The organism is Burkholderia multivorans ATCC BAA-247 (assembly GCF_000959525.1).
GTDB lineage: Bacteria > Pseudomonadota > Gammaproteobacteria > Burkholderiales > Burkholderiaceae > Burkholderia > Burkholderia multivorans.
In genome coordinates this window covers 3,271,342-3,292,878 of sequence record NZ_CP009832.1, presented here as the reverse complement: position 1 = coordinate 3,292,878, position 21,537 = coordinate 3,271,342, and the positions used below count along the sequence as shown (strand labels likewise).

General features: G+C 68.7%; 14 protein-coding genes. 8 read left to right on the top strand and 6 right to left on the bottom strand.

The features are described from left to right. On the bottom strand, positions 1 to 279 hold the full coding sequence (locus NP80_RS27735; RefSeq protein WP_045594292.1) for a hypothetical protein: 279 nt from the start codon (positions 277 to 279) through the stop codon (positions 1 to 3). A 531-nt stretch (positions 280 to 810) separates the two neighbouring features. Between NP80_RS27735 and NP80_RS27730 the strand changes: the two genes are divergently transcribed. Genes NP80_RS27730 through NP80_RS27720 form a run of 3 tightly spaced genes read left to right on the top strand, consistent with a single transcriptional unit; the run spans position 811 to position 4,796 of the window. Continuing rightward, on the top strand, positions 811 to 1,560 hold the full coding sequence (locus NP80_RS27730) for a (2Fe-2S)-binding protein (protein ID WP_035948547.1): 750 nt from the start codon (positions 811 to 813) through the stop codon (positions 1,558 to 1,560). A 15-nt stretch (positions 1,561 to 1,575) separates the two neighbouring features. Then, positions 1,576 to 2,577, top strand: a complete 1,002-nt coding sequence (locus NP80_RS27725; RefSeq protein ID WP_006398082.1) for an FAD binding domain-containing protein — start codon at positions 1,576 to 1,578, stop codon at positions 2,575 to 2,577. Further along, positions 2,574 to 4,796 (top strand): xanthine dehydrogenase family protein molybdopterin-binding subunit, encoded by a 2,223-nt coding sequence (locus NP80_RS27720; protein ID WP_006412125.1) that lies wholly within the window; start codon positions 2,574 to 2,576, stop codon positions 4,794 to 4,796. Before NP80_RS27725 ends, NP80_RS27720 begins: the two co-directional genes overlap by 4 nt. Positions 4,797 to 4,804: 8 nt before the next feature. Here NP80_RS27720 and NP80_RS27715 read toward each other — a convergent pair whose 3' ends face one another. Beyond that, complete coding sequence (locus NP80_RS27715; protein ID WP_006407128.1) at positions 4,805 to 5,725, bottom strand: LysR substrate-binding domain-containing protein; 921 nt, start codon at positions 5,723 to 5,725, stop codon at positions 4,805 to 4,807. Between the two features lie 112 nt (positions 5,726 to 5,837). On the opposite strand from NP80_RS27715, the gene NP80_RS27710 reads away from it, so the two are divergent. Next, positions 5,838 to 6,476 carry a glutathione S-transferase family protein gene (locus NP80_RS27710; RefSeq protein WP_006407127.1) on the top strand — a complete coding sequence of 213 codons (639 nt, stop codon included), beginning with the start codon at positions 5,838 to 5,840 and terminating at the stop codon, positions 6,474 to 6,476. 131 nt (positions 6,477 to 6,607) lie between these two features. Beyond that, positions 6,608 to 8,809, top strand: coding sequence for a TonB-dependent receptor (locus tag NP80_RS27705; protein WP_035947461.1), 2,202 nt, complete (start codon positions 6,608 to 6,610; stop codon positions 8,807 to 8,809). A 9-nt stretch (positions 8,810 to 8,818) separates the two neighbouring features. Here NP80_RS27705 and NP80_RS27700 read toward each other — a convergent pair whose 3' ends face one another. Next, the gene (locus tag NP80_RS27700; protein WP_006410885.1) at positions 8,819 to 10,072 is read right to left on the bottom strand and encodes an MFS transporter; all 1,254 of its coding nucleotides are present in this window, start codon (positions 10,070 to 10,072) and stop codon (positions 8,819 to 8,821) included. A 97-nt stretch (positions 10,073 to 10,169) separates the two neighbouring features. On the opposite strand from NP80_RS27700, the gene NP80_RS27695 reads away from it, so the two are divergent. Next, a complete protein-coding gene (locus tag NP80_RS27695; protein WP_045594290.1) occupies positions 10,170 to 11,204 on the top strand; it encodes a LysR substrate-binding domain-containing protein in 1,035 nt (344 codons plus the stop codon). A gap of 55 nt (positions 11,205 to 11,259) precedes the next feature. Here the strand turns inward: NP80_RS27695 and dapA are convergent, their stop codons facing one another. Continuing rightward, entirely contained in the window at positions 11,260 to 12,159 is a 900-nt protein-coding gene (dapA, locus tag NP80_RS27690; RefSeq protein ID WP_006407123.1) for a 4-hydroxy-tetrahydrodipicolinate synthase, read from the bottom strand. Between the two features lie 137 nt (positions 12,160 to 12,296). Further along, a complete protein-coding gene (locus NP80_RS31960; RefSeq protein WP_369717755.1) occupies positions 12,297 to 12,392 on the bottom strand; it encodes a histidine kinase in 96 nt (31 codons plus the stop codon). 205 nt (positions 12,393 to 12,597) lie between these two features. Here NP80_RS31960 and NP80_RS27685 point away from each other — a divergent pair, with 205 nt between their 5' ends. Further along, positions 12,598 to 13,617 (top strand): sulfate ABC transporter substrate-binding protein, encoded by a 1,020-nt coding sequence (locus NP80_RS27685; protein ID WP_035948059.1) that lies wholly within the window; start codon positions 12,598 to 12,600, stop codon positions 13,615 to 13,617. A gap of 118 nt (positions 13,618 to 13,735) precedes the next feature. Here the strand turns inward: NP80_RS27685 and NP80_RS27680 are convergent, their stop codons facing one another. After that, complete coding sequence (locus NP80_RS27680; RefSeq protein WP_006411629.1) at positions 13,736 to 14,350, bottom strand: glutathione S-transferase family protein; 615 nt, start codon at positions 14,348 to 14,350, stop codon at positions 13,736 to 13,738. Between the two features lie 3,570 nt (positions 14,351 to 17,920). On the opposite strand from NP80_RS27680, the gene NP80_RS27675 reads away from it, so the two are divergent. Further along, positions 17,921 to 21,493, top strand: coding sequence for an indolepyruvate ferredoxin oxidoreductase family protein (locus NP80_RS27675; RefSeq protein ID WP_006407119.1), 3,573 nt, complete (start codon positions 17,921 to 17,923; stop codon positions 21,491 to 21,493). Positions 21,494 to 21,537 lie beyond the last annotated feature (44 nt).

Below are 21,537 nucleotides of genomic sequence, written 5' to 3'. Positions count from 1 at the left end.
TCACTGCGACGGCGCGGCGGCGGCATCCGATGCGCGCGCATCCGTCGCGGCCTGCGCATCGTCGTCGTCGGACGGGTAGTGCACGACCGGCGGCGCGAGCGGCGCGGCCGCCGACGCCGCGACGTTCGCGGAGGCGCCGCCGTTGAACGCGTTCGCGCTGCCGGCGGAGGCGCCGGCCTGTTGCGATGCGTCGGCGGCCTGCGTGTCGTGCGGCGCGTCGTCGCTGCAGGCGGCCAGCGCGGCGACACAAAGAACGACGACGAACGCGACGCGATGCATGAGGACTCTCCTGGCGGGCCGATCGGGAACGTTTTCGAGTATGCCGGCGCGATGCGACGTTTCGGTGAATCGTTTGCGACGGCCGCGTGATCGCAAAACGCTTTCGTGCGGCTGACCGAACGCTTTCGCCGCGCCGGATTTCCAACGCGCGGTAAATCGCGCATGCATCGGCAGCGACATTCGGTGCAACGCGCGTACGTGTCGCCGCCTGTTGCGCGATCGCGCGACGTGCGCGGCAATCGGTCGAGATGTCCGCAAGCAGCGGCCGTATGTGCATTTTTTGCCGCATCGACCGCGCGGCGACCGTCGCGCGCCAGCGCCGCGTCATGTTCGCGTCAGGAACGGCGACGCGAGCCGCGCGCGCCTCGCGCAAGCGCTTGCGACGCACGAACCGCACGATGCGCGGCGCACGCGCGCCGTGCGCGGCATCGCGATTGCTACAGCAGCCGATACGCGTGCTTCGTCCGCGTCGCCATTGCGCGCGCGGACGTCCACATCTGCGTCCCTCAATTCATGGAGCGAGCAGAAGTCATGTCCACCGATCGACCTCTTTCCCCCTCATCCGCGCCGCGCGGCCCATGTTCGCCCGCGGCGCCTTGTCAGCACGGCGCGACGCCGCCCGTTCACGATACGCCGTCGAGCGCCGCGCGGCGGCGCTTCCTGCAATCGGCGGCGGCTGCCGCAACGGTCGGCGCGGCGCCGGCCATGCATGCGCAGCCGCCGCATGCGAGCGCGGCGTCGGCCCTGCCGTCGCGTGCAGCGGTGCCGGCACGCCCCGTTCATCTCGACATCAACGGGCATGCCTATACGCTGCAGCTCGAACCGCGCGTCACGCTGCTCGACGCGCTGCGCGAATACGCAGGGCTCACCGGCACGAAGAAGGGTTGCGACCGCGGCCAGTGCGGCGCGTGCACGGTGCTCGTCGACGGACGGCGCATCAACGCGTGTCTGACGCTCGCGGTGATGCACGAAGGGCAGCGCATCACGACCGTCGAAGGGCTCGCGCGCGACGGCGTGCTGAGCCCGGTGCAGCGCGCGTTCGTCGAACACGATGCGTTCCAGTGCGGCTACTGCACGCCGGGCCAGCTGTGTTCGGCGACGGCGTTGCTCGACGAATTCGCATCGGGCGCGGCGAGCGCCGCCACCGCCGACGTGCGGCAGCGTCCGCCGAAGCTGTCGGACGACGAGATCCGCGAACGCATGAGCGGCAACCTGTGCCGCTGCGGCGCCTATTCGAACATCGTCGCCGCCGTGCGTGCCGCGCACGGGCGCAACGCGTAAGCGGAGGGCCGCGTCATGGAAGCGATTTCGTACGAACGCGCGACCGACGTCGCGGGCGCCGTGCGCGCCGCGCAGCAGCCGGGCGCCGCGTTCATCGGCGGCGGCACCAACCTGCTCGATCTGATGAAGGGCGGCGTCGCGCGGCCCGTCACGCTGATCGACGTCACGCATATCGCGGGCCTCGACACGGTCGACGCGTTGCCGGACGGCGGGCTGAGGATCGGCGCGCTCGTGCGCAACAGCGACGCGGCCGATCATCCGCGCGTGCGCAGCGCTTATCCGCTGCTGTCGCAAGCGCTGCTGGCCGGCGCGTCCGCGCAGCTGCGCAATATGGCGACCGTCGGCGGCAACCTGATGCAACGCACGCGCTGCCCGTACTTCTACGATCCGGCGTTCGCGCAATGCAACAAGCGCGATCCGGGCAGCGGCTGCGCGGCGATCGGCGGCGACAACCGGATGCACGCGATTCTCGGCGCGAGTCCCCATTGCGTGGCCGTCAATCCGTCGGACATGAGCGTCGCGCTCGCGGCGCTCGACGCCGTCGTGCGCACGAGCGGCCCGCGCGGCGAGCGGCAGATTCCGTTCGCGTCGTTTCATCGGCTGCCCGGCGACCGCCCCGATCTCGACACGACGCTCGAGCCGGGCGAACTGATCACGGCGGTCGATCTGCCGCCGCCGCAGTTCGCCGACCATGCGCACTACGTGAAGGTGCGCGACCGCGCGAGCTATGCGTTCGCGCTGGTGTCGGTTGCCGCCGCGCTGCGGATGGACGGCGCGCGGATCGAACACGCGCGCATCGCGCTGGGCGGCGTCGCGCACAAGCCGCTGCGCGCGACGGCCGCGGAGCAGCATCTCGCCGGTCGCGAGCCGACCGATGCGACGTTGCGCGAAGCGGCCGCGCTCGCGCTGCGCGATGCGCAGCCGCTCGACGGCAATGCATTCAAGGTCGCGCTCGCGCAGCGCGCGATCGTGCGCGCGGTGAAGACGGCCGCGCGATCGACGGGAGGACACGCATGAACACGCTGACCGGACAGCCGCTCGACCGCGTCGACGGCGTACTGAAGGTGACGGGCGGCGCACGCTACGCAGCCGAATTCGACGATGCGCGGCTCGCGCATGCGGTGCTCGTGACGAGCACGATCGCGAGCGGCCGCATCGAGTCGATCGACACGGCGCGCGCCCGCGCGATGCCCGGCGTGCTGCTCGTGATGACGCACGAAAACGCGCTGCGCCTGCCGAACGCGGGCCGGCCGCCGCTATCGCCGCCGGCCGGCCGCCGGCTCACGCTGCTGCAGGACGACGCGGTGCGCTACAGCAACGAGCCGGTCGCGGTGGTCGTCGCCGATACGCTCGAACATGCGACCGACGCCGCGCAGGGGGTGCGCGTGCATTACCGCGCGAGCGAGGCGGCGCTCGATTTCGCGCGCGAGAAGCGCCGCGCGCGTGTGCCGCCGAAGCAGCAGGGGCGCGAGATGGACACGCAGCGCGGCGATGTCGACGCAGGGTTGCGCGCGGGCGACGTGCACGTCGACGCGACGTACACGACGCCGATGCAGCATCACAATCCGATCGAGCCGCACGCGACGATGGCGCGCTGGGACGGACCGACGCTCACGCTGCACGACGCGACGCAGGGCGTGACCGGCACGCGCAACGCCGTGGCCGCCGTGTTCGGAATCGCGCCGGAGCACGTGCGCGTGATCTCGCCGTTTCTCGGCGGCGGGTTCGGCTGCAAGGGTTCGTCGTGGTCGCACGTGTCGCTGTGCGCGATGGCCGCGAAGCAGACCGGGCGACCGGTGCGGCTCGTGCTGACGCGGCCGCAGATGTTCGGCCCGGTGGGCGGACGGCCGCTGACCGAGCAGCGCCTCGTGCTGGCCGCGCGGCGCGACGGCACGCTGACCGCGATGCGCCACGATTCGATCGTCACGACGTCGACCATCGAGGACTGGACCGAGATGTGCGGAATGCCGTCGCGGATCATGTATGCGGTGCCGAACCAGGCGACCACCCATCGGATCGTGTCGCTGAACGTCGGCACGCCGACGTTCATGCGTGCGCCCGGCGAAGCGTCCGGCTCGTTCGCGCTCGAATCGGCGATGGACGAGCTCGCGTGGCAGCTCGGCATGGATCCGGTCGCGCTGCGGCTCGCGAACTATGCGCAGGTCGATCCGGAGGACGGCAAGCCGTGGTCGAGCAATGCGCTGCGCGAGTGCTATCGCGTCGGCGCGCAGCGCTTCGGCTGGTCGCGCCGCACGCAGGCGCCGCGCACGCTGCGCGACGGCGATACGCTGATCGGCCTCGGGATGGCGGCCGCGACGTATCCGGGAAACCGCAGCGAGGCATCGGCGCGCGCGCGGATCCTGCCGGACGGCACGGCTGAAGTCGCGTCGGGCACGCAGGACATCGGCACCGGCACCTACACGGTGATGACGCAGGTCGCGGCCGACGCGCTCGGCTTTGCGCCGCAGAACGTGCGCTTCTCGCTCGGCGATTCGGGGCTGCCCGGTGCGCCCGTGTCGGGCGGCTCGCAGTCGGCCGCGAGCGTCGCGCCGGCCGTGCGCGAGGCGGCGCTGCAGGCGCGTGCGAAGCTGATCGCGCTGGCGATCGCCGACGCGGCTTCACCGCTGCACGGCGCCGCGGCGGACGACGTGACGGTCGACGACGGCTGGGTCGTGCATCGCGCAGACCGATCGCGACGCGATCCGGCCGCCGCGGTGATCGCGCGTGCGGGCGGGCAACCGATCGAGGCGCTCGCGACGACGAAGCAGGGCGACGAGAAGCAGCGCTACGCGTTCCATTCGTTCGGCGCGGTGTTTGCGGAAGTGCACGTCGACGCGGAGCTCGGCACGATACGCGTGCCGCGCATCGTCGGCGTGTACAGCGTCGGCGCGCTGCTGAACGCGAAGACGGCGCGCAGCCAGCTGCTCGGCGGCATGGTGTGGGGGCTCGGTACCGCGCTCGAGGAAGGCTCGCATCTCGACCTGCGCGCCGGCCGCTTCACGAACGCGAATCTCGCCGAGTATCACGTGCCGGTGAATGCCGATATCGGCGAGCTCGACGTCACGTTCGTCGACGAGCGCGATGCGCATTTCAATCCGCTCGGTATCCGCGGGATCGGCGAGATCGGCATCACGGGCGTGCCGGCCGCGATCGCGAATGCGGTTTATCACGCGACCGGCGTGCGCGTGCGCGATCTGCCGATCACGCTCGACAAGGTGATGGCCGCCTCCGCTTGAGGCACGCGTCAGCGTCGCGGCGTGCGGCGCCGCACTTCGCTGCGCAGCCAGTCGAGCCAGGTGCGGATCGCCGCTTCGCGCGGATGGCCGGGGCGCCACACGACGTAGTGTGCGTAGACGTCGGTGATGCGCACCGTCGATACGCGCACGAGCGCGCCGCTCGCGAGTTCGCGCTCGATCAGCGAGCGGCGCGCGAGCGCGACGCCGCGTCCTTTCAGCACCGCGTCGATCAGCGCGTTCGCGTCCGCGAAGCGCGGCGCGCGCGCCGATTCGGTCAGATCGAGCCGCGCGGCCTGAAACCACGGTTCCCACGGCTGCGCGGGATGGCGCAGCAGCGTCGCGCGCACGAGATCGGCCGGCGCGCGCGGCGCGATGCCGTCGCGGTTGCGGTACGCGGGGCTCGCGACCGGAAACACGGTCTCGTTCATCAGCTTCTCGGCGACGACGCCCGGCCACGTGCCGGGCCCATAGCGCAGCGCGACGTCGATGCGGTCGCGCTTGCGAAGCGGCGCGAGCGCTGTGTCCGGATGCAGCACGATCGAGATCTGCGGGTGCGCGGCCGCGAAGCGCGGCAGCCGCGGCGCGAGCCAGCGCTCGGCCACGCTCGGCAGCACGCTGACGTTGAGCGTGACGTCGCAGGCGCGCGGCCGGGCGCGCACTGCGTGCGTCGGCTCGAACGCGCGCTCGAGCACGCTGAGCCCCTGGCGCACCTGCAGCGCGAGCGCATGCGCGGCGTGAGAAGGCGTTGCGCCGCCGCGTTCGCGCGTGAATAGCGGATAGCCGAGCTGCGCCTCGAGCGCGCGGATGTGCTGGCTCACGGCGCCTTGCGTGAGCGCGAGTTCGTCGGCTGCGCGCGTGAAGCTTTGCAGCCGGACGGCGGCCTCGAACGCACGCAAAGTCTGCAGCGGAGGGAGATGGATGCGTCGCATTGCGCATTAGTAACACTAATGTCCGAGCACGACAATTCATCGTTTGCGGCCGCGGGCGCGGCATTCCTACACTCGTGCTCGTCTTTCACAGGCCCGCCGGGGCAATGCCACCATGAACGCCTATCGTCTCTATCTTTCGCCGGGCGCGTGTTCGCTCGCCGCTCATATCGCGCTCGAAGAAACGGGCGCACCGTTCGACGTCGAGATCGTGCAGGTCCGCAAGCAGGAGAACCTCACCGACGGCTATCTCGCGATCAACCCGAAAGCGCGTGTGCCGGTGCTCGCGATTCCCGGCGAGTCGCGCGTGCTGACCGAAACGCCGGCGATCCTGACGTATCTCGCGCGCCGCCATCCGGATGCGCAGCTGCTGCCGCTCGACGATGCGCTGCGCGAAGCGCGGTGCCACGAATGGCTCGCCTGGCTCGTCGGCTGGGTGCACGGCGTCGGCTACGGCACGCTGTGGCGGCCCGGCCGCTTCGTCGGCGATCCGGCGCTGCACGGTGCGATCAGCGAGCATGGACGCAGCGTGATCGACGCGGCGAACGCGACGATCGAGGCGGCGCTCGCGGACGGACGCACGTGGGCGGAGCCGGGTGGCCATTCGATCGTCGATCCGTTCCTGCTGGTGCTGTACCGGTGGGGTGGCGCGATCGGCTTCGACATGACGCGGCATCGCGCCTGGACCGCGCACGCGCAGCGCGAAGCCGAACGGCCGGCCGCGCGGCGCGCGCTCGCACGCGAGGCGGCCTGACGGCCTGACGCCGCTCGACGCGCCGAAGCGGCAGGCGCCGCTTCCACGGAAATTTCGTTTCCGTCCGATTGCCATGTCGCGCCCTTTTATTTTGAATGAGAACCATTCTCATTGATGAAGGGGAAGTGACCATGACGAGCCCGATCCAGTCGAGCGCGACGCCGCCGCGTCGCCCGGCTGTTTCCGTCGCATTCGCGATGATGACCTGCGCGGCCGCGCCGGCCGCTGCGGACGACACCGATCCGCGGCGCGCGCCGCACCTGAGCCCGATCGTCGTGCAGGGCGAGCGCGACACCGGCTCGCGCGTCGATCGTTCGGGCTCCGCGAAATACGCGACGCCGCTGCTCGACGTGCCGCAGACGATCACCGTCGTGCCGCGCGAGGTGCTCGACGAGCAGCAGGTCACGAGCCTGCGCGAAGCGCTGTCCAACGTCGCGGGCATCACGTTCAACGCGGGCGAGGGCGGCGGCGGGTCGGGCGACATGCTGCTCATCCGCGGCTTCAGCGCGCACGCGAACCTGCAGCTCGACGGGTTGCGCGACAGCGCGCAGAACAATCGCAGCGATCTGTTCAACATCGACGCCGTCGAGGTCATCAAGGGGCCGAATTCGGTGTTCGGCGGCGCGGGCACGACGGGCGGCTCGGTCAACCTGATCAGCAAGGCGCCGCAGCGCAAGGCGTTCATCGAGGCCGGCACGGTGCTCGGCACGTCCGGCTACCGGCGCGCGACGCTCGACGCGAACCGCCCGCTGCCCGGCAGCGACGGCAGTTCGGTGTTCCGGCTCAATGCGATGGCTCACGTGAACGACGTGCCCGGCCGCAACGACATCCGCAAGCGGCGCTGGGGCGTCGCACCGTCGCTCGGCTTCGGGCTCGGCACGCCGACGCGCGTGACGCTCGGCTATTTCCACCAGTACGACCACAACCTGCCCGACTACGGGCTGCCCGCGCGCAACGGCCAGGTGCTCGGCGGCGTCGCGCGCGATGCTTATTTCGGCTGGCGCAACCTCGACCGCGAGCGGATCGAGTCCAATACGTTCACCGTGAAGGCCGAGCACGACGTGTCGCCGCAGCTGAAGCTGCAGAACCTGAGCCGCTACGCGCATCTGAATCGCGACACGGTGATTTCCGCGTCGCATGCGAACCTCGACGGGATGCCGCCCGGGCGCTACAAGCCGGCAGGGCCGCAGGGCTACGGGCGCGACGCGTCCACCGCGATGTGGATGAACCAGACGAACGCGACCGGCGAATTCAGCACGTTCGGCGTCGGCCATACGCTCGTCGCGGGCTTCGAGATCTCGCGCGAGACGTACGCGCGCAGCACCTACTCGCACGGGCTCGCGCGTCACTTCCCGAAGAACGGCTATGCGCTTGCCGCGCCGCCCGGCTATTGGACGGGCCCCGCGCGCCGCGAGAACACCGCGCGCACCGATACGGCGCTCGACGTGAAGGCGCTGTACGCGTTCGATACGATCTCGTTCGGCCGGTACTGGGACCTCGACGTCGGGCTGCGTCACGACTGGATCGACGGCTGGGCGCGCAATACGCCGGCCGGCAAGCCGACCGAGCGCGCGGACACCGCGGACCGTCATCTGAGCACGCGCGCGGGGCTCGTGTTCAAGCCGACCGACAACGGTCGCATCTACGCGGCATACGGCACGTCGTTCAATCCGTCGGCGGAATTCCTCGTCACGACGGGCAGCGGCGTGAACGCGGCATCGGGCGGCCTCGCGCCCGAGAAGAACGAGAGCGTCGAACTTGGCGCGAAGTGGGAGGGGCTCGCCGGTCTCGCGGTGAACGGCGCGCTGTTCCAGACGTACAAGCACCACGCACGCGAACGGATGTCCGACGGCAGCTACCTGCTCGCCGGCAAGCAGCGCGTGCGCGGCGTCGAGCTCGGCGCGGCTGGCAAGATCACGCCGAAGTGGGATCTGTTCGCGAACTACACGTATCTCGCGAGCGCGACGCTCGACTCGCCGTCGTCGCCGCGTCGCAACGGGAAGGCGCTCGGCAACACGCCGCGGCACGCGTTCAATCTGTGGACGACCTATCGGCTGCCGGCCGGCTGGACGATCGGCTATGGGTCGCATTTCGTCGGCCGGCGCAACGTGACGTCCGAAGGCGACGGGACGCTCGGCGCGTACTGGGTGCACAACCTGATGGCGAGCTACGACGTGAACCGGCGGCTGCGGTTTCAGCTGAACGTCGACAACCTGTTCGATCGCGCGTACGTGGAGCGCGTGCGGCAGCAGCCGGGCAACGCGTCGCGCTCGTCGGCCGTCGAGTTCGGCGACGGGCGCGCGGCGATGCTGTCGGCCGTCTACACGTTCTGAGTCCGTGCGCTACGCGGGCCGTTTCGGGAACAGCGGCAGCGTCGCGCACGCGCACGCGCCGGCCGCGAGCCACACGACGCTCCAAGTGCTCGCCGCGAGCAGAGGCGGGATCGCGAGCGGCGTGACGAACAGCCCGACATAGACCATCGTGTTGGCCATGCCGAGCGCGGTGCCGGCATGGTCGGCGCCGGCCAGCGTCGCGAGTTCGGTGTAGGCGACGCCGTGCCAGGCCGATACGCAGATGCCCGCGAACACGAGAATCGCGACGATCGCCGCGACCGGCACCTGCGGGGTGCCGGCCGTCGCGGCCGCGAGCAGCGCAAACGCGCCGGCCGCGACGAGCACCGATCCGCGCAGATACGCGCGCCGGTTCCGATGGCGGTCGGTATGGCGGCCGCTCCATACGCGCATCGCCATCGCGCCGAGCTGCAGCGCGACCATCGTCGCGCTGATCCCGGCCACGCCGAGCCGGCCGAAATCGTGCAGAAACACCGTCGCGAACGTCAGCACCGCGAATTGCGGCACACAGAGCACGCCGATACCGATCACGAGCCGCCAGACCGCGCGGTTCGCGAGCGGCGTCGTCGCGCGCGGGGCAGCCGGTTGCCGCGCGTGCGGCTGCGCGGCATCTGCCGCCGCAGGCGGCTCGCGCAGCCAGCACCACGTCAGCACGGCCGAGCCCGCGCACAACAGCATCAGCGTGCCGTACACGGCGCCGAAACCGGCGTGCGACGCGAGCCACGGCAACAGTGCCGCGCCGACGCCGCCGCCCATCGGCACGGCCGTCTGCCGGATGCTCATCGCGAGCCCGCGTTCGCGCTCGCCGAACCAGCGCATCACCGCGCGTCCACTCGAGCCGTTCACGCTGCCGCCAAGCAGCCCGACGCCGCACATCATCGCGACGATGTGCGCGAGCGGCGGCACCGCGTCGGGCGTCGGCACGATCGCAACGGCCATCAGCGCGAGCATCGAGGCGGTCGCGAGCAGGCCGGTCAACAGCACGCGGCGATCGCCGAAGCGGTCGGCGGCGATGCCCCACGGCAGCTCGGACAGCGCGACGCCGAACCCGAGTGCGCCGAGCACGAGCCCGAGCGAGCCATTGTCGAGGCGATACGCGCTGCGCATCCAGACCGCGGTGGTCGGAATGCCGGCCGCAGCGGCGGAAAAACTCATGTTCGCGGCAACGCCGGCTGCGAGCACCAGCCAGCGGGCGGCGCAGCGGCGCGCGGCAGACGAACGGGAAAGGGCAAGCGAGCGTTCCATGGCGAAAGACCGGGACGGAAATTGACAGTCACAGTGTCGTCGCCTACATTCATCCTGAAAATCGGAAAGTTTTTGACGAATCGTTCGATAAAACGGGATGGTCGACATGGCCGAACACGAACACGCCATTGAGCCGCGCGGCGATACGACGCTCGCGCAACCGAACTTCGACATCGCGGCGTTGCGCAGCCTGGTCGCGGGCGTCGACCTCGGCAGCTTCGCGAAGGCGGCGGACCGCGTCGCGCGCTCGACATCGGCCGTCAGTGCGCAGATCCGCAAGCTCGAAGAGCAGGCGGGCACGCCGCTGTTCGTGAAGGCCGGCCGCGGGCTCGCGCTGACCGACGCGGGTGAGGCGATGCTGCGCTATGCGCGGCGGATCGTCGAGCTGAACGACGAAGCGGCCGCGGCCGTGCGCGGCGTGAACCTCGACGGCCGCGTGCGCGTGGGCCTGCAGGAGGATTTCGGCGAGGCGATCCTGCCGGACGTGCTCGGCCGCTTTGCGCGCGCGCATCCCAAGGTGCGGATCGACGCGCGCGTATCGCGCAATGCCGATCTGTTCGACCGGCTCGAGGCGAACCAGCTCGATCTCGCGCTCGTATGGGGCGATCCGGCGTCGGCGGAGCGCGCGTCGCGGCCGGGAATCGACAGCGAGACGATCGCGCACGTCCCGATGCGGTGGATCGGCGCCGCACATGCGACTCAACCCGAGTTCGACGGCGGCGCGGCGGCAGGCGCGCAGGATCGAGCCGGCCTGCGCGCGATCGTGGCGACACCCGAACCGCTGCCGCTCGTGATGTTCGACCGGCCGTGCCGGTTCTTCGGCGCGGCGACCGATGCGCTCGACCGAGCCGGCGTGCCGTGGCGCGTCGCATTTACGACGCCGAGCCTCGCCGGGCTGTGGGCGGCCGCCGCGGCCGGCCTCGGGCTGACCGTGCGTTCGCACTACGGGCTGCCGGCGTCGGTGCGCGTGCTCGACGCCGCCGCATGCGGCCTGCCGGCGCTGCCGAGCGTGCCGCTCGTGCTGCTGCGGCGCACGTCGTCGGCGACGCCGACCGTCGATCGGCTCGCGCGGATCGTCACGCAGGCCGTGCGCGAAGCGACACATCCGGCGGCGGCCGCACTCGCCGCGTAGCGTGCAGCGGCGCGCGCGCACGACGTATCGCCGATTCGATGCGCGCCGCGCCGCGCTACGCCATCGCGCTCGCCGGCGCATGTGCATCGAGTTCCGCGCACAGCGCGCGCAGCCGCGCGCGCAGCGCGTCGCTGGCCGGCACGAACGGCAGACGCAAGCCGTCGTCGCACCAGCCTTGCGCGGCCAGCACGGCCTTCACCGGCGCCGGATTCGGCTCCGCGAACAGCGCGGCGACGAGCGGCTGCAACGCGACCGCGATATGCCGCGCGTCGGCGAGACGGCCGTCGCGCAGCAGCGCGTGCATCCGCACATGCCGCTCGGGCAGCACGTGCGCGCTGCTCGCGATCGTCCCGTGCGCGCCGGCGCAGAGCGCGGCGAAGTTCTGGTTGTCGTCGCCGGACAGCACCGCGAGCGGCGTCTCGTGCACGAGCCGGCTCATCCGCTCGAGCGTGCCGCCGCATTCCTTGATGCCGGCCACGCGTGCATCGCGCGCGAGCGCCTGCAGCGTGTCGAGTTCGACGTTCACGCCGGTGCGGTACGGGATGTTGTAGACGAGCACCGGCAGGTCGGCCGCCTCGACGATCGCTTCGACGTGGCGCCGAATGCCGTCCTGCGTCGGCCGCACGTAGACGGGCGGCGTGACGAGCAGGCCGTCCGGGCGCAGCGCCGCGAGTTCGCGGGCGCGCGCGGCTGCGGCGTGCGTTGCGCTCGCGGTCAGCCCGACGACGATCGGCCGGTCCGGCACCGCGTCGCGCAGCGTCGCGAACACGGCGTCCTGCTCGCGTGCATCGAGCAGCACGCCTTCGCCGGTCGTCGCGCCGGCGACGAAGCCTGCGATGCCGGCGGCCGCATAGTGCCGCGCCAGGCGCGCGAGCGCGCGATGATCGACGTCGCCGCGGTGAAACGGCGTGACGATCGGCAGCCAGATACCTTCAAAACGGGGTGATGTGTGCATGCAAAGCCTCATGGTGAGAACGGGAGGGAGACAACCGTTCCGCCGGCGCTATGCCGGTGCGAGGCGTGCGAGCAAGGAAAAGAAACGACCTGCAGGCATCCCGTCCGGCATTCGCCTGACGGGACGCGACATCCCCGTCAGTCGAGGAGTCGTTTTTTCAGTTTCAGCCCGGCCGCGCGCGCGCCGGCCGCGAGGGCGGCGGAAAGCGACGGCGAGCGGAGGATGGCGGACATGGATGAACCGTGACGTGGGCTGAGCGGCGATCTTAGCATTGCGGCGCGCGGGCGTGGGGCGCTGCTTGCTTATGACGATTCGTGATTTGCTTTGCACGACAGATTGGAAGGCGCGCGGGACGCGGCCGCTAGAATGCCCGCTTACGTTTCGATGACGGCGCAGCGCCGTCGCGCATCCACCACCAAGGAAACGGGGCATATCACGATGGCAAGCATCAAGGGGATCGGCCGCTGGCTGCATACGGGCGCGGCGGCGGCACTCGTCGCGGCGGCAACGGTCGCGCACGCGGACACGTCGATCCTGAACGTGTCGTACGACGTGACGCGCGAGCTCTACAAGGACATCAACGCGAGCTTCGCGGCCGCCTACAAGCAGAAGACCGGCGAGACCGTGACGATCAAGCAGTCGCACGGCGCGTCGAGCGCGCAGGCGCTGTCGGTGCTGCAAGGGCTGCAGGCCGACGTCGTCACGATGAACCAGCCGAACGACATCGACCTGCTCGCCGAGCGCGGCCAACTGCTGCCGAAAGACTGGCGCGCCCGCTTTCCGGACAACAGCTCGCCGTACTCGACGACGATGGTGTTCCTCGTGCGCAAGGGCAATCCGAAGGCGATCAAGGACTGGAGCGATCTCGCGAAGCCGGGCGTGCAGGTGATCATCGCGAACCCGAAGACTTCGGGCAACGGCCGCTACGCCTATCTCGCCGCATGGGGCTATCAGAAGCAGAAGGGCGCGACCGATCAGCAGGCGCTCGAGTTCGAGAAGGCGATCTTCCGCAACGTGCCGGTGCTCGACTCCGGCGGCCGCGGCGCGACGACGACGTTCACGCAGCGCGGCATCGGCGACGTGCTCGTCACGTTCGAGAACGAAGTCGCGCTGATGGACACCGGCGCGTCCGGTGCGCAGTTCGATGCCGTCTATCCGTCGGCGAGCATTCTCGCGGAGCCGCCGGTCGCCGTCGTCGACAAGGTCGTCGACAAGAAGGGCACGCGCAAGGTCGCGCAGGCGTATCTCGACTACCTGTACACGCCCGAGGCGCAGGAGATCATCGCGCAGCATCATCTGCGTCCGCGCGACGCGAACGTGCTGAAGAAGCATGCGACCGAGTTCAAGCCGCTGAAGACGTTCAGCGTCGAGCAGATTTTCGGTAGCTGGGCGAACGCGCAGAAGACGCACTTCGCGGACGGCGGCACGTTCGACCGCGTGATCGTCGACCGGAAGTAACGGCGGCGCGTCGTCGAACGCGCGAGACGAAACCGGCGGCCGAGCCGCCGGTTTTTTTATGCGCGACGCGCGCGAGCCGGTGCGAGGGCGAATCTGGCCGCGGGCGCGCCGCCGTGCATTACGCGTGCAGCAGCCGCGCCGCTTCGCGCTGCTCGACCGCGACCGCGCGACGGTATCCGTCGCGGTCCTCGGCGCGCGCGACGTAGTCGCCGAGCACACCTTCGTGCGGCAGCAGATGCGCGTCGAAGGCGATCTTCAGCGTGCTCGCGAGCAGCAGATCGGCGGCGGTGAAGCGGTCGCCGACGAGCCATCGGCTATGCGCGAGCGTCTGCGCGAGCGCGCGCTGCACGCGCGTGATGTTGCCCCAGCCGAACGCGACCGGGTTGCCCGACGCGCCGGTGAATTTTTCCGCCATGGCCGGCTCGAGACAGGTGGGCGTGAAGAACATCCACTGCAGGAAGCGGCCGCGCTCCGGGTCGTCCGGCGCGATGCCGAGGCCCGCGCCCGGGCAGCGATCGGCAAGATAGAGCAGCACCGCGCCCGATTCGGCGAACGGCGCGCTGCCGTCGTCGAGCGCGGGCAGTTTCGCCATCGGATTCACCTGCACGAACGCGTCGCTGCCCTGTTCGTGCGAGCGCAGGTCGATCGGCACCAGCTCGTAGACGGCGCCGATTTCCTCCAGCATCCACAACGCCCGGAACGCCCGGGTTTTCGGCCAGTAGTAGAGCTTCATCGCGCCTCCGTGCAGGGTGTCGAAATCGACGGATGCTCAAGCGTAACCGAGCGGTGCGGGTGGGCGGCGATTCCGCGGGGAAAAATGTCGGGGGTGGGGCTTTAGGGTTGGTGTGCTTGAATAACTAGTTATATACGAACTATGTGCGCAGATCGGGACGAGAGAGCGTAAGCGCGCGAGCGCCAGGCGCGTTTCGCGGTAGTATCCGTGCCCCGCGATTTGGCGGGGCTGTCGGCGTTTCGACGATGAATCGTGTTGGCGTGGGCGAGGACGTCGGCGGCGTGTGTGGATAGGTCGGCGTTGAAGGGACTCGAAGCGCTGTGCTTTTTGTCGGTGAGCGGCGGCGTCGAAGCGAAGCGGGACGCGGGCGCGCGGGAGATTGGGGGCCTTTGGGCACACTGGCGGGCGGCGCGGATTTTTCGCGCGATTGCGAGCACGAGGCCTTCCGCTTGTGTACGGCTTTGACGTCGGCATGGCTGCCGCGAGGAGAGTCGGCTTGCTGTGCGTTCGACCGGTGAGCGCCAAAAGGTCGGTTCTCGGTTACGGTGCGTCCGACGTGGATATGTCGGCTGTACGGACACTCGGATCGCTGTGCGTTGCGACGGTGAGCGAGAGCAACCGCATCGCGAGGCACGGTTTACGGTGCGCAGATGTCGGCTGCGAAAAGGCTCGACTTTGTTGCGAAGCTGATCGGCGGCCGTCGGCTAACGATCCATCGAAGCGCGGTTCGGGATGTGGATAGGTCGGCGGCACAGGCACTCGGATCGCTGCGAATTTCGACGGTGAGTGCGAGGCGGTTGACCCGGCGAAGCAGGGTTTTCGGTTGTGGAGACGTCCGTTACGGAAAGGCTCGAGGCGTTGCGAACCTGAATAGCGAGTGCGGACGAGCGAATCCGTCCATATGGGCTCAGCGATGTGGATATGTCGACAGCGAAGAGACTCGAATCGCTGTGAATTTCGATGGTGAGGGTGAGACGGCCGATTCGCCGAAGCGCGGATTTTTGTTGTGGAGACGGGCATCGCGTGGACGATCGAACCGCAAGGAACCGGAGCGCTGAGTGCCCGCGAGTCATCATCGAACTGCCGTTTATTCATGTGGATAGGTGAGCACGGGAGCGACTCCAATTGCTGTGAATTTCGATGGTGAGCGCCACAAAGCGATTCACCGAGGCGCGGTTTTTGTTGTGTAGATGGGCAGCGCGTGGTCGATCGAATCGCAGGAAGCCCGAGCGCTGAGTGCCGGCGAGTCATCGTTGAACTGCCGTTTATCCATGTGGATAGATGTGTCCCGGAGCGACTCGAATCGCTGTGAATTTTGATGGTGAGCGCAAGGCGGTCGATCTGCCGAGGCGCGGATTTTGTTGCTGAGATACGCGTCGTGTGGACCGTTGAATCGCCGTGAGCCTGAACGGTGAGTGTCGGCGAGTCATCATCGAAGCACCCTCTATCCATGTGGATAGGTCGGCCTCGGAGCGACTCGGACCGCTGTGAATTTCGATGGTGAGCGCCACAAAGCCGATTCGCCGAGGCGCAGATTTCGTTGTGGAGATGGGCATCGCGTGGACGATTCAATCACCGGGAGCCAGAGCGGTGAGTGTCTCCGACTCATCATCGAAGTGCCGTCTATCCATGTGGATAGGTGAGCCTCGGAGCGACTCCAATCACTGTGAATTTCGATGGTGAGTGTGAGGCGACCCATCCGCCGAAGCATGAGCTTGCCGCGAAAATGCGCGGCGTGTGGACGACCGATTCGCCGTGAGCCAGCACGGCGAGCGTCGGTGAATAATCATCGCCACGCTGCTGATCAGTGTGGACAGCTGGGCAACGAGGCGACTCGAATCCCTGTGCGTTTCAACGGTGAGTGTCGGCGACCGTGCGATCGCGGCACCGATTTTGATGTGGCGATGCCAGGTCGCGACTAGAATCGAGCCGCTGTGGATCCGAACGGTGAGCGCCGGCGCGCAATCCATCGAGGCGCGATCCGCGATGTGGATATGTCGGCAGCGAAGCGACTCGCATCGCTGTGAATCTTTACGGTGAGGGGAGGAAACGCCCCACCGCCGCGCGGCTTTCGATACGGCGATTTCCGTCGCGAGGTAACACGCGCTACGGTGAATCGCGAGCTATCAAGGCGCGATCCGCGATGTGGACATGTCCGCCGTAAAGCGACTCAGATCGCTGTGAATGTCAGAGGTGAGTGCGAGCGGCAAACCGGCCGACAGGAGGCATCCGATGTGGATATGTCGACTGCGAAGCGACTCGAATCCCTGTGCATTTCAATGGTGAGCACCGGCCGCCAATCGCTCGCAAAGCCTTTTCCCACGGTGCGATGCGTTCAATATCGCGATCGTTCGTCGCGGGTCGCCAGCGCGCGCCGTCGAGCGATTCCGACCGAATGCGGTCGCCGCGATCGCGGACGCGCCGACGTTCCGCGGGCCAGCCCGGGATACGCATTGCCGCGGCGTAACTCGAATGAATCGGTGTTCGCGCGGTCAGTCCTTTCGATCCAGTTCCATTAGTCGCCCACGTCGTCGTTCTATCGCGTACACTCCGACGCCCGCGTGCAATATCGGTCAGCGACATGAACGATGCGGCGGACTCTGCGGGGCTGACGACGTTCCGGCGCGCAGTCGCTTCAAGCACTGAACAAGCGTAACGGCCGGCATATAGCCCGCGCGCCGACCGCGACGCTCACCGTCGAAATGCACAGTGATTCGAGTCCTTGGGTGTGCCGGTTGTCCACACCCGAACGGACGGTGGCATTCGCGCCGAAACGACCGATGTGGATATCCGGCCGACCAAACCACTCGCCGTACTGTGTATTTCAACGGTGAGCGCCGTCGGCGGCCCCGGCAAGACGCCGCTGCCAGGCCCGCCGCAACACGCAGCAGCCAATCGCAGGCGCGTTTGCCGATCGCTTCACGACGCAAACGGGATGTGGACATCCTGCGCGTCAACTCACTCGAATGTCTGTGAATCCGAACGGTGAGCATCGGACGCATCCACTCGAATCGAGCGATCGCGATGTGGATATATGCCTCCACCGACGACTCGAAACCCTGTGCATTCGAACGGTGAGCCTCACCGCGCGCGGACGAAAAAACCGGTCGAAACGCTGTGCAACCGAACGGTGAGTGCGAATGCCGGCGTGACGTGGCGGGACAGCCGGGATGTGAATATCCCGCGCGCCACGCCAGTCGAAACGCTGTGCATTTCAACGGTGAGCGCACGCGCGAAAACCGCTAAAACCCGCGCCAGTCGGGCCACAGCCGCCCTGGAAGTCCGCCATTGCGCACGACCGCCGGCATCGCACGCACGGCACCGCCTATCGCACCGCGCACCCTGATCCGCCGGTCCGCCGTTTCCCCCAACGCCACCCGCCGAGCGAGAACTCTCTCAAAACCGCACCAAAACCTTCGCGGTTTTTCTCGCCATCGCCCACCCCGAGCACGATGAGAAAAAACATTCTCGTCGCTGCGAGAAAAAATAGAGCCATCCCGCTGCCGCCGGCCAGCGTCGCCCGACGCGCCCGTGCCGCAGCCCAGAACAGCACAATCAGGAGACGTCCCCATGACCGCCCGCCTGCCGATCGACGGCACGCCCGCCCTATCCGACTATCGTCTGACCGACAACCTGACCGCGACGCGCGGCCGGATCTTCCTGACCGGCACGCAGGCGCTGGTGCGCCTGCTGCTGATGCAGCGCGCGGCCGATAGCGCGCAGGGCCTGAACACGGCCGGCTTCGTCAGCGGCTATCGCGGCTCGCCGCTCGGCATGGTCGACCAGCAGCTGTGGAAGGCGAAGAAACTGCTCGACGCCAGCGGCGTGCGCTTCCTGCCCGCGATCAACGAGGAATTGGGCGGCACCGCGGTGCTCGGCACGCAGCGCGTCGAAGCGGACCCGGAGCGCACGGTCGACGGCGTCTATGCGATGTGGTACGGCAAGGGGCCAGGCGTCGATCGCGCGGGCGATGCGCTGAAGCACGGCAACGCGTACGGCTCGTCGCCGCACGGCGGCGTGCTCGTCGTGGCGGGAGACGATCACGGCTGCGTGTCGTCGTCGATGCCGCACCAGAGCGACTTCGCGATGATCGCTTGGCACATGCCGATCGTGAACCCGTCGAACATCGCCGATATGCTCGAATTCGGCCTGTACGGCTGGGCGCTGTCGCGCTACTCGGGCGCCTGGGTCGGCTTCAAGGCGATTTCGGAGACGGTCGAATCGGGTTCGACCGTCGATCTCGACGCGCTGCAGACGCAATGGCCCGCACCGCAAGGCTTCACGCCGCCCGCGGGCGGTCTGCACAACCGCTGGCCCGATCTGCCGAGCCTCACGATCGAAGCGCGTCTCGCCGCGAAGCTCGATGCCGTGCGTCACTTCGCGCGCACGAACAGCATCGACAAGTGGATCGCGCCGTCCGCGCGTGCGAACGTCGGCATCGTCACGTGCGGCAAGGCGCATCTGGATCTGATGGAGGCGCTGCGCCGTCTCGATCTGACGGTCGACGATCTCGACGCGGCCGGCGTGCGGATCTACAAGGTCGGCCTCTCGTATCCGCTCGAGCTGACGCGCATCGACACGTTCGTCGACGGGCTCGACGAAGTGCTCGTCATCGAGGAAAAGGGCCCGGTGATCGAGCAGCAGATCAAGGATCACCTCTACAACCGCACGGAAGGCGTGCGCCCGCGCGTGCTCGGCAAGCACGACGCGGCCGGTGCGTGCCTGCTGTCGGAACTCGGCGAACTGCGTCCGTCGCGCATCCTGCCCGTGTTCGCGGAATGGCTCGCGCGTCACAAGCCGGCGCTCGATCGCCGCGAGCGCGTCGTCGATCTGGTCGCGCCGCAGATCCTGTCGAACGAGGCGGACGCCGTGAAGCGCACGCCGTATTTCTGCTCGGGCTGCCCGCACAACACGTCGACAAAGGTGCCGGAAGGTTCGATCGCGCAGGCGGGGATCGGCTGTCACTTCATGGCGTCGTGGATGGACCGCGACACGACCGGTCTGATCCAGATGGGCGGCGAGGGCGTCGACTGGGCCGCGCATGCCATGTTCACGAACACGAAGCACGTGTTCCAGAACCTCGGCGACGGCACCTATTTCCATTCGGGCATCCTCGCGATTCGCCAGGCGGTTGCCGCGAAGGCGAACATCACCTACAAGATCCTCTACAACGACGCGGTCGCGATGACGGGCGGCCAGCCCGTCGACGGCAGCATCTCGGTGCCGCAGATCGCGCGGCAGGTCGAGGCCGAAGGCGTATCGCGCTTCGTCGTCGTGTCCGACGAGCCGCAGAAGTACGACGGCCATCACGGGCTGTTCCCGGCCGGCACGACGTTCCATCACCGCAGCGAACTCGACGCCGTGCAGCGCGAGCTGCGCGAGACGCCGGGCGTTACCGTGCTGATCTACGACCAGACCTGCGCGGCCGAGAAGCGCCGCCGCCGCAAGAAGGGCGAGTTCCCCGATCCGGACAAGCGGCTGTTCATCAACGACGCGGTCTGCGAAGGCTGCGGCGACTGCGGCGTGCAATCGAACTGCCTGTCGGTCGAGCCGCTGGAAACGCCGCTCGGCCGCAAGCGCCGCATCGATCAATCGTCGTGCAACAAGGACTACTCGTGCGTGAACGGCTTCTGCCCGAGCTTCGTGACGGTCGAAGGCGCGGCGCTGAAGAAGGCGGCCGGTGCGGCATTCGACGAAGCGGCGCTCGCCGCTCGCGTCGATGCGCTGCCGGTGCCGGCCACGCATCTCGATGCGGCGCCGTACGACATGCTGGTGACAGGCGTCGGCGGCACGGGCGTCGTGACGGTCGGCGCGCTGATCAGCATGGCCGCGCATCTCGAAGGCAAGAGCGCGTCGGTGCTCGACTTCATGGGCTTCGCGCAGAAGGGCGGCTCGGTGCTGTCGTTCGTGCGGATCGCATCGAGCGACCGCTGGCTGAACCAGGTGCGCATCGACACGCAGCAGGCCGACGTGCTGCTCGCCTGCGACATGGTCGTCGGCGCGAGCGCCGAGGCGCTGCAGACGGTACGTCGCGAGCGCACGCGGATCGTCGTCAACACGCACAGCATTCCGAACGCCTCGTTCGTGCAGAACCCTGACGCGAACCTGCACGCGGACGCGCTGCTCGCCAAGATGCGCCATGCGGCCGGCGACGGCTTCATGTCGAGCTGCGACGCGCAGGCGCTCGCGGCGAAGTTCCTCGGCGACACGATCGGCTCGAACATCCTGATGCTCGGCTACGCGTGGCAGCTCGGCCTCGTGCCGGTGTCGCTCGCCGCGATGATGCGCGCGATCGAGCTGAACAACGTCGCGGTGCCGATGAACAAGCTCGCGTTCTCGGTCGGCCGGATGGCGGCCGGCGATGCACCGGGCCTCGATGCGTTGTGGAACGCGCGCCATGCGGTGGCCGTGCATGCCGCGCCGCAGACGCTCGACGAATTGATCGCCGATCGCGAAGCGCGCCTGCACGCCTACGGCGGCGCGCGCTACGTCGAGCGCTACCGTGCGCTCGTGAATGCCGCGCGCGCGAAGGGCGACGATGCGCTGACGCACGCGGTCGCGACGACGTTCTATCGGCTGCTCGCGGTCAAGGACGAATACGAAGTCGCGCGACTGTATGCGGACGACGCGTTCCGCACATCGCTCGAAGCGCAGTTCGAAGGCGTGCCGGGGCAGGACTATCGCGTGAAGTTCAACCTCGCGCCGCCGACGGTCGCGAAGGCCGGCAGCGACGGCAGCGCGCCGAAAAAGCGCGTGTTCGGCCAGTGGATGTGGCCGGTGCTCGGGATGCTCGCGCGTGTGCGCAGTCTGCGCGGCACGTGGCTCGATCCGTTCGGCCGCACGGTCGAGCGCCGCATGGAGCGCGCGCTTGCCGACGACTACGAAACGACGCTCACGCGTGCATTCGCGGCGATGACGGCCGACAACGCGGCGCGCGTCGTGCAGCTCGCGGATCTGCATGCGCGCGTACGCGGCTTCGGCCACGTGAAGCTGCGCAATCTCGCCGGCGTGAAGCGCGCGGAACGCGAACTCGCGCTGCAGCTCGGTATCGACGCGGCGACGAGCGCGGCCGTGCGCGAGGCGCTCGACGAGCTGAAGGGCGCCGGGATGCTGAAGGGGATTCCGGTCGTCGTCGCGAAGTAAGCGCGGCACGCGGCGCCGGCGCGCCGCAAACGAAAAACGGCGAT

Bases quoted from the DNA above. Each gene is read 5' to 3' on its own strand.
- NP80_RS27715 (WP_006407128.1), bottom strand. From the start codon at position 5,725: ATGCGACGCATCCATCTCCCTCCGCTGCAGACTTTGCGTGCGTTCGAG.
- NP80_RS27735 (WP_045594292.1), bottom strand. From the start codon at position 279: ATGCATCGCGTCGCGTTCGTCGTCGTTCTTTGTGTCGCCGCGCTGGCC.
- NP80_RS27675 (WP_006407119.1), top strand. From the start codon at position 17,921: ATGACCGCCCGCCTGCCGATCGACGGCACGCCCGCCCTATCCGACTAT.
- NP80_RS27720 (WP_006412125.1), top strand. From the start codon at position 2,574: ATGAACACGCTGACCGGACAGCCGCTCGACCGCGTCGACGGCGTACTG.
- NP80_RS27685 (WP_035948059.1), top strand. From the start codon at position 12,598: ATGGCAAGCATCAAGGGGATCGGCCGCTGGCTGCATACGGGCGCGGCG.
- NP80_RS27680 (WP_006411629.1), bottom strand. From the start codon at position 14,350: ATGAAGCTCTACTACTGGCCGAAAACCCGGGCGTTCCGGGCGTTGTGG.
- NP80_RS27725 (WP_006398082.1), top strand. From the start codon at position 1,576: ATGGAAGCGATTTCGTACGAACGCGCGACCGACGTCGCGGGCGCCGTG.
- NP80_RS27710 (WP_006407127.1), top strand. From the start codon at position 5,838: ATGAACGCCTATCGTCTCTATCTTTCGCCGGGCGCGTGTTCGCTCGCC.
- NP80_RS27730 (WP_035948547.1), top strand. From the start codon at position 811: ATGTCCACCGATCGACCTCTTTCCCCCTCATCCGCGCCGCGCGGCCCA.
- dapA (WP_006407123.1), bottom strand. From the start codon at position 12,159: ATGCACACATCACCCCGTTTTGAAGGTATCTGGCTGCCGATCGTCACG.
- NP80_RS27700 (WP_006410885.1), bottom strand. From the start codon at position 10,072: ATGGAACGCTCGCTTGCCCTTTCCCGTTCGTCTGCCGCGCGCCGCTGC.
- NP80_RS27705 (WP_035947461.1), top strand. From the start codon at position 6,608: ATGACGAGCCCGATCCAGTCGAGCGCGACGCCGCCGCGTCGCCCGGCT.
- NP80_RS27695 (WP_045594290.1), top strand. From the start codon at position 10,170: ATGGTCGACATGGCCGAACACGAACACGCCATTGAGCCGCGCGGCGAT.
- NP80_RS31960 (WP_369717755.1), bottom strand. From the start codon at position 12,392: ATGTCCGCCATCCTCCGCTCGCCGTCGCTTTCCGCCGCCCTCGCGGCC.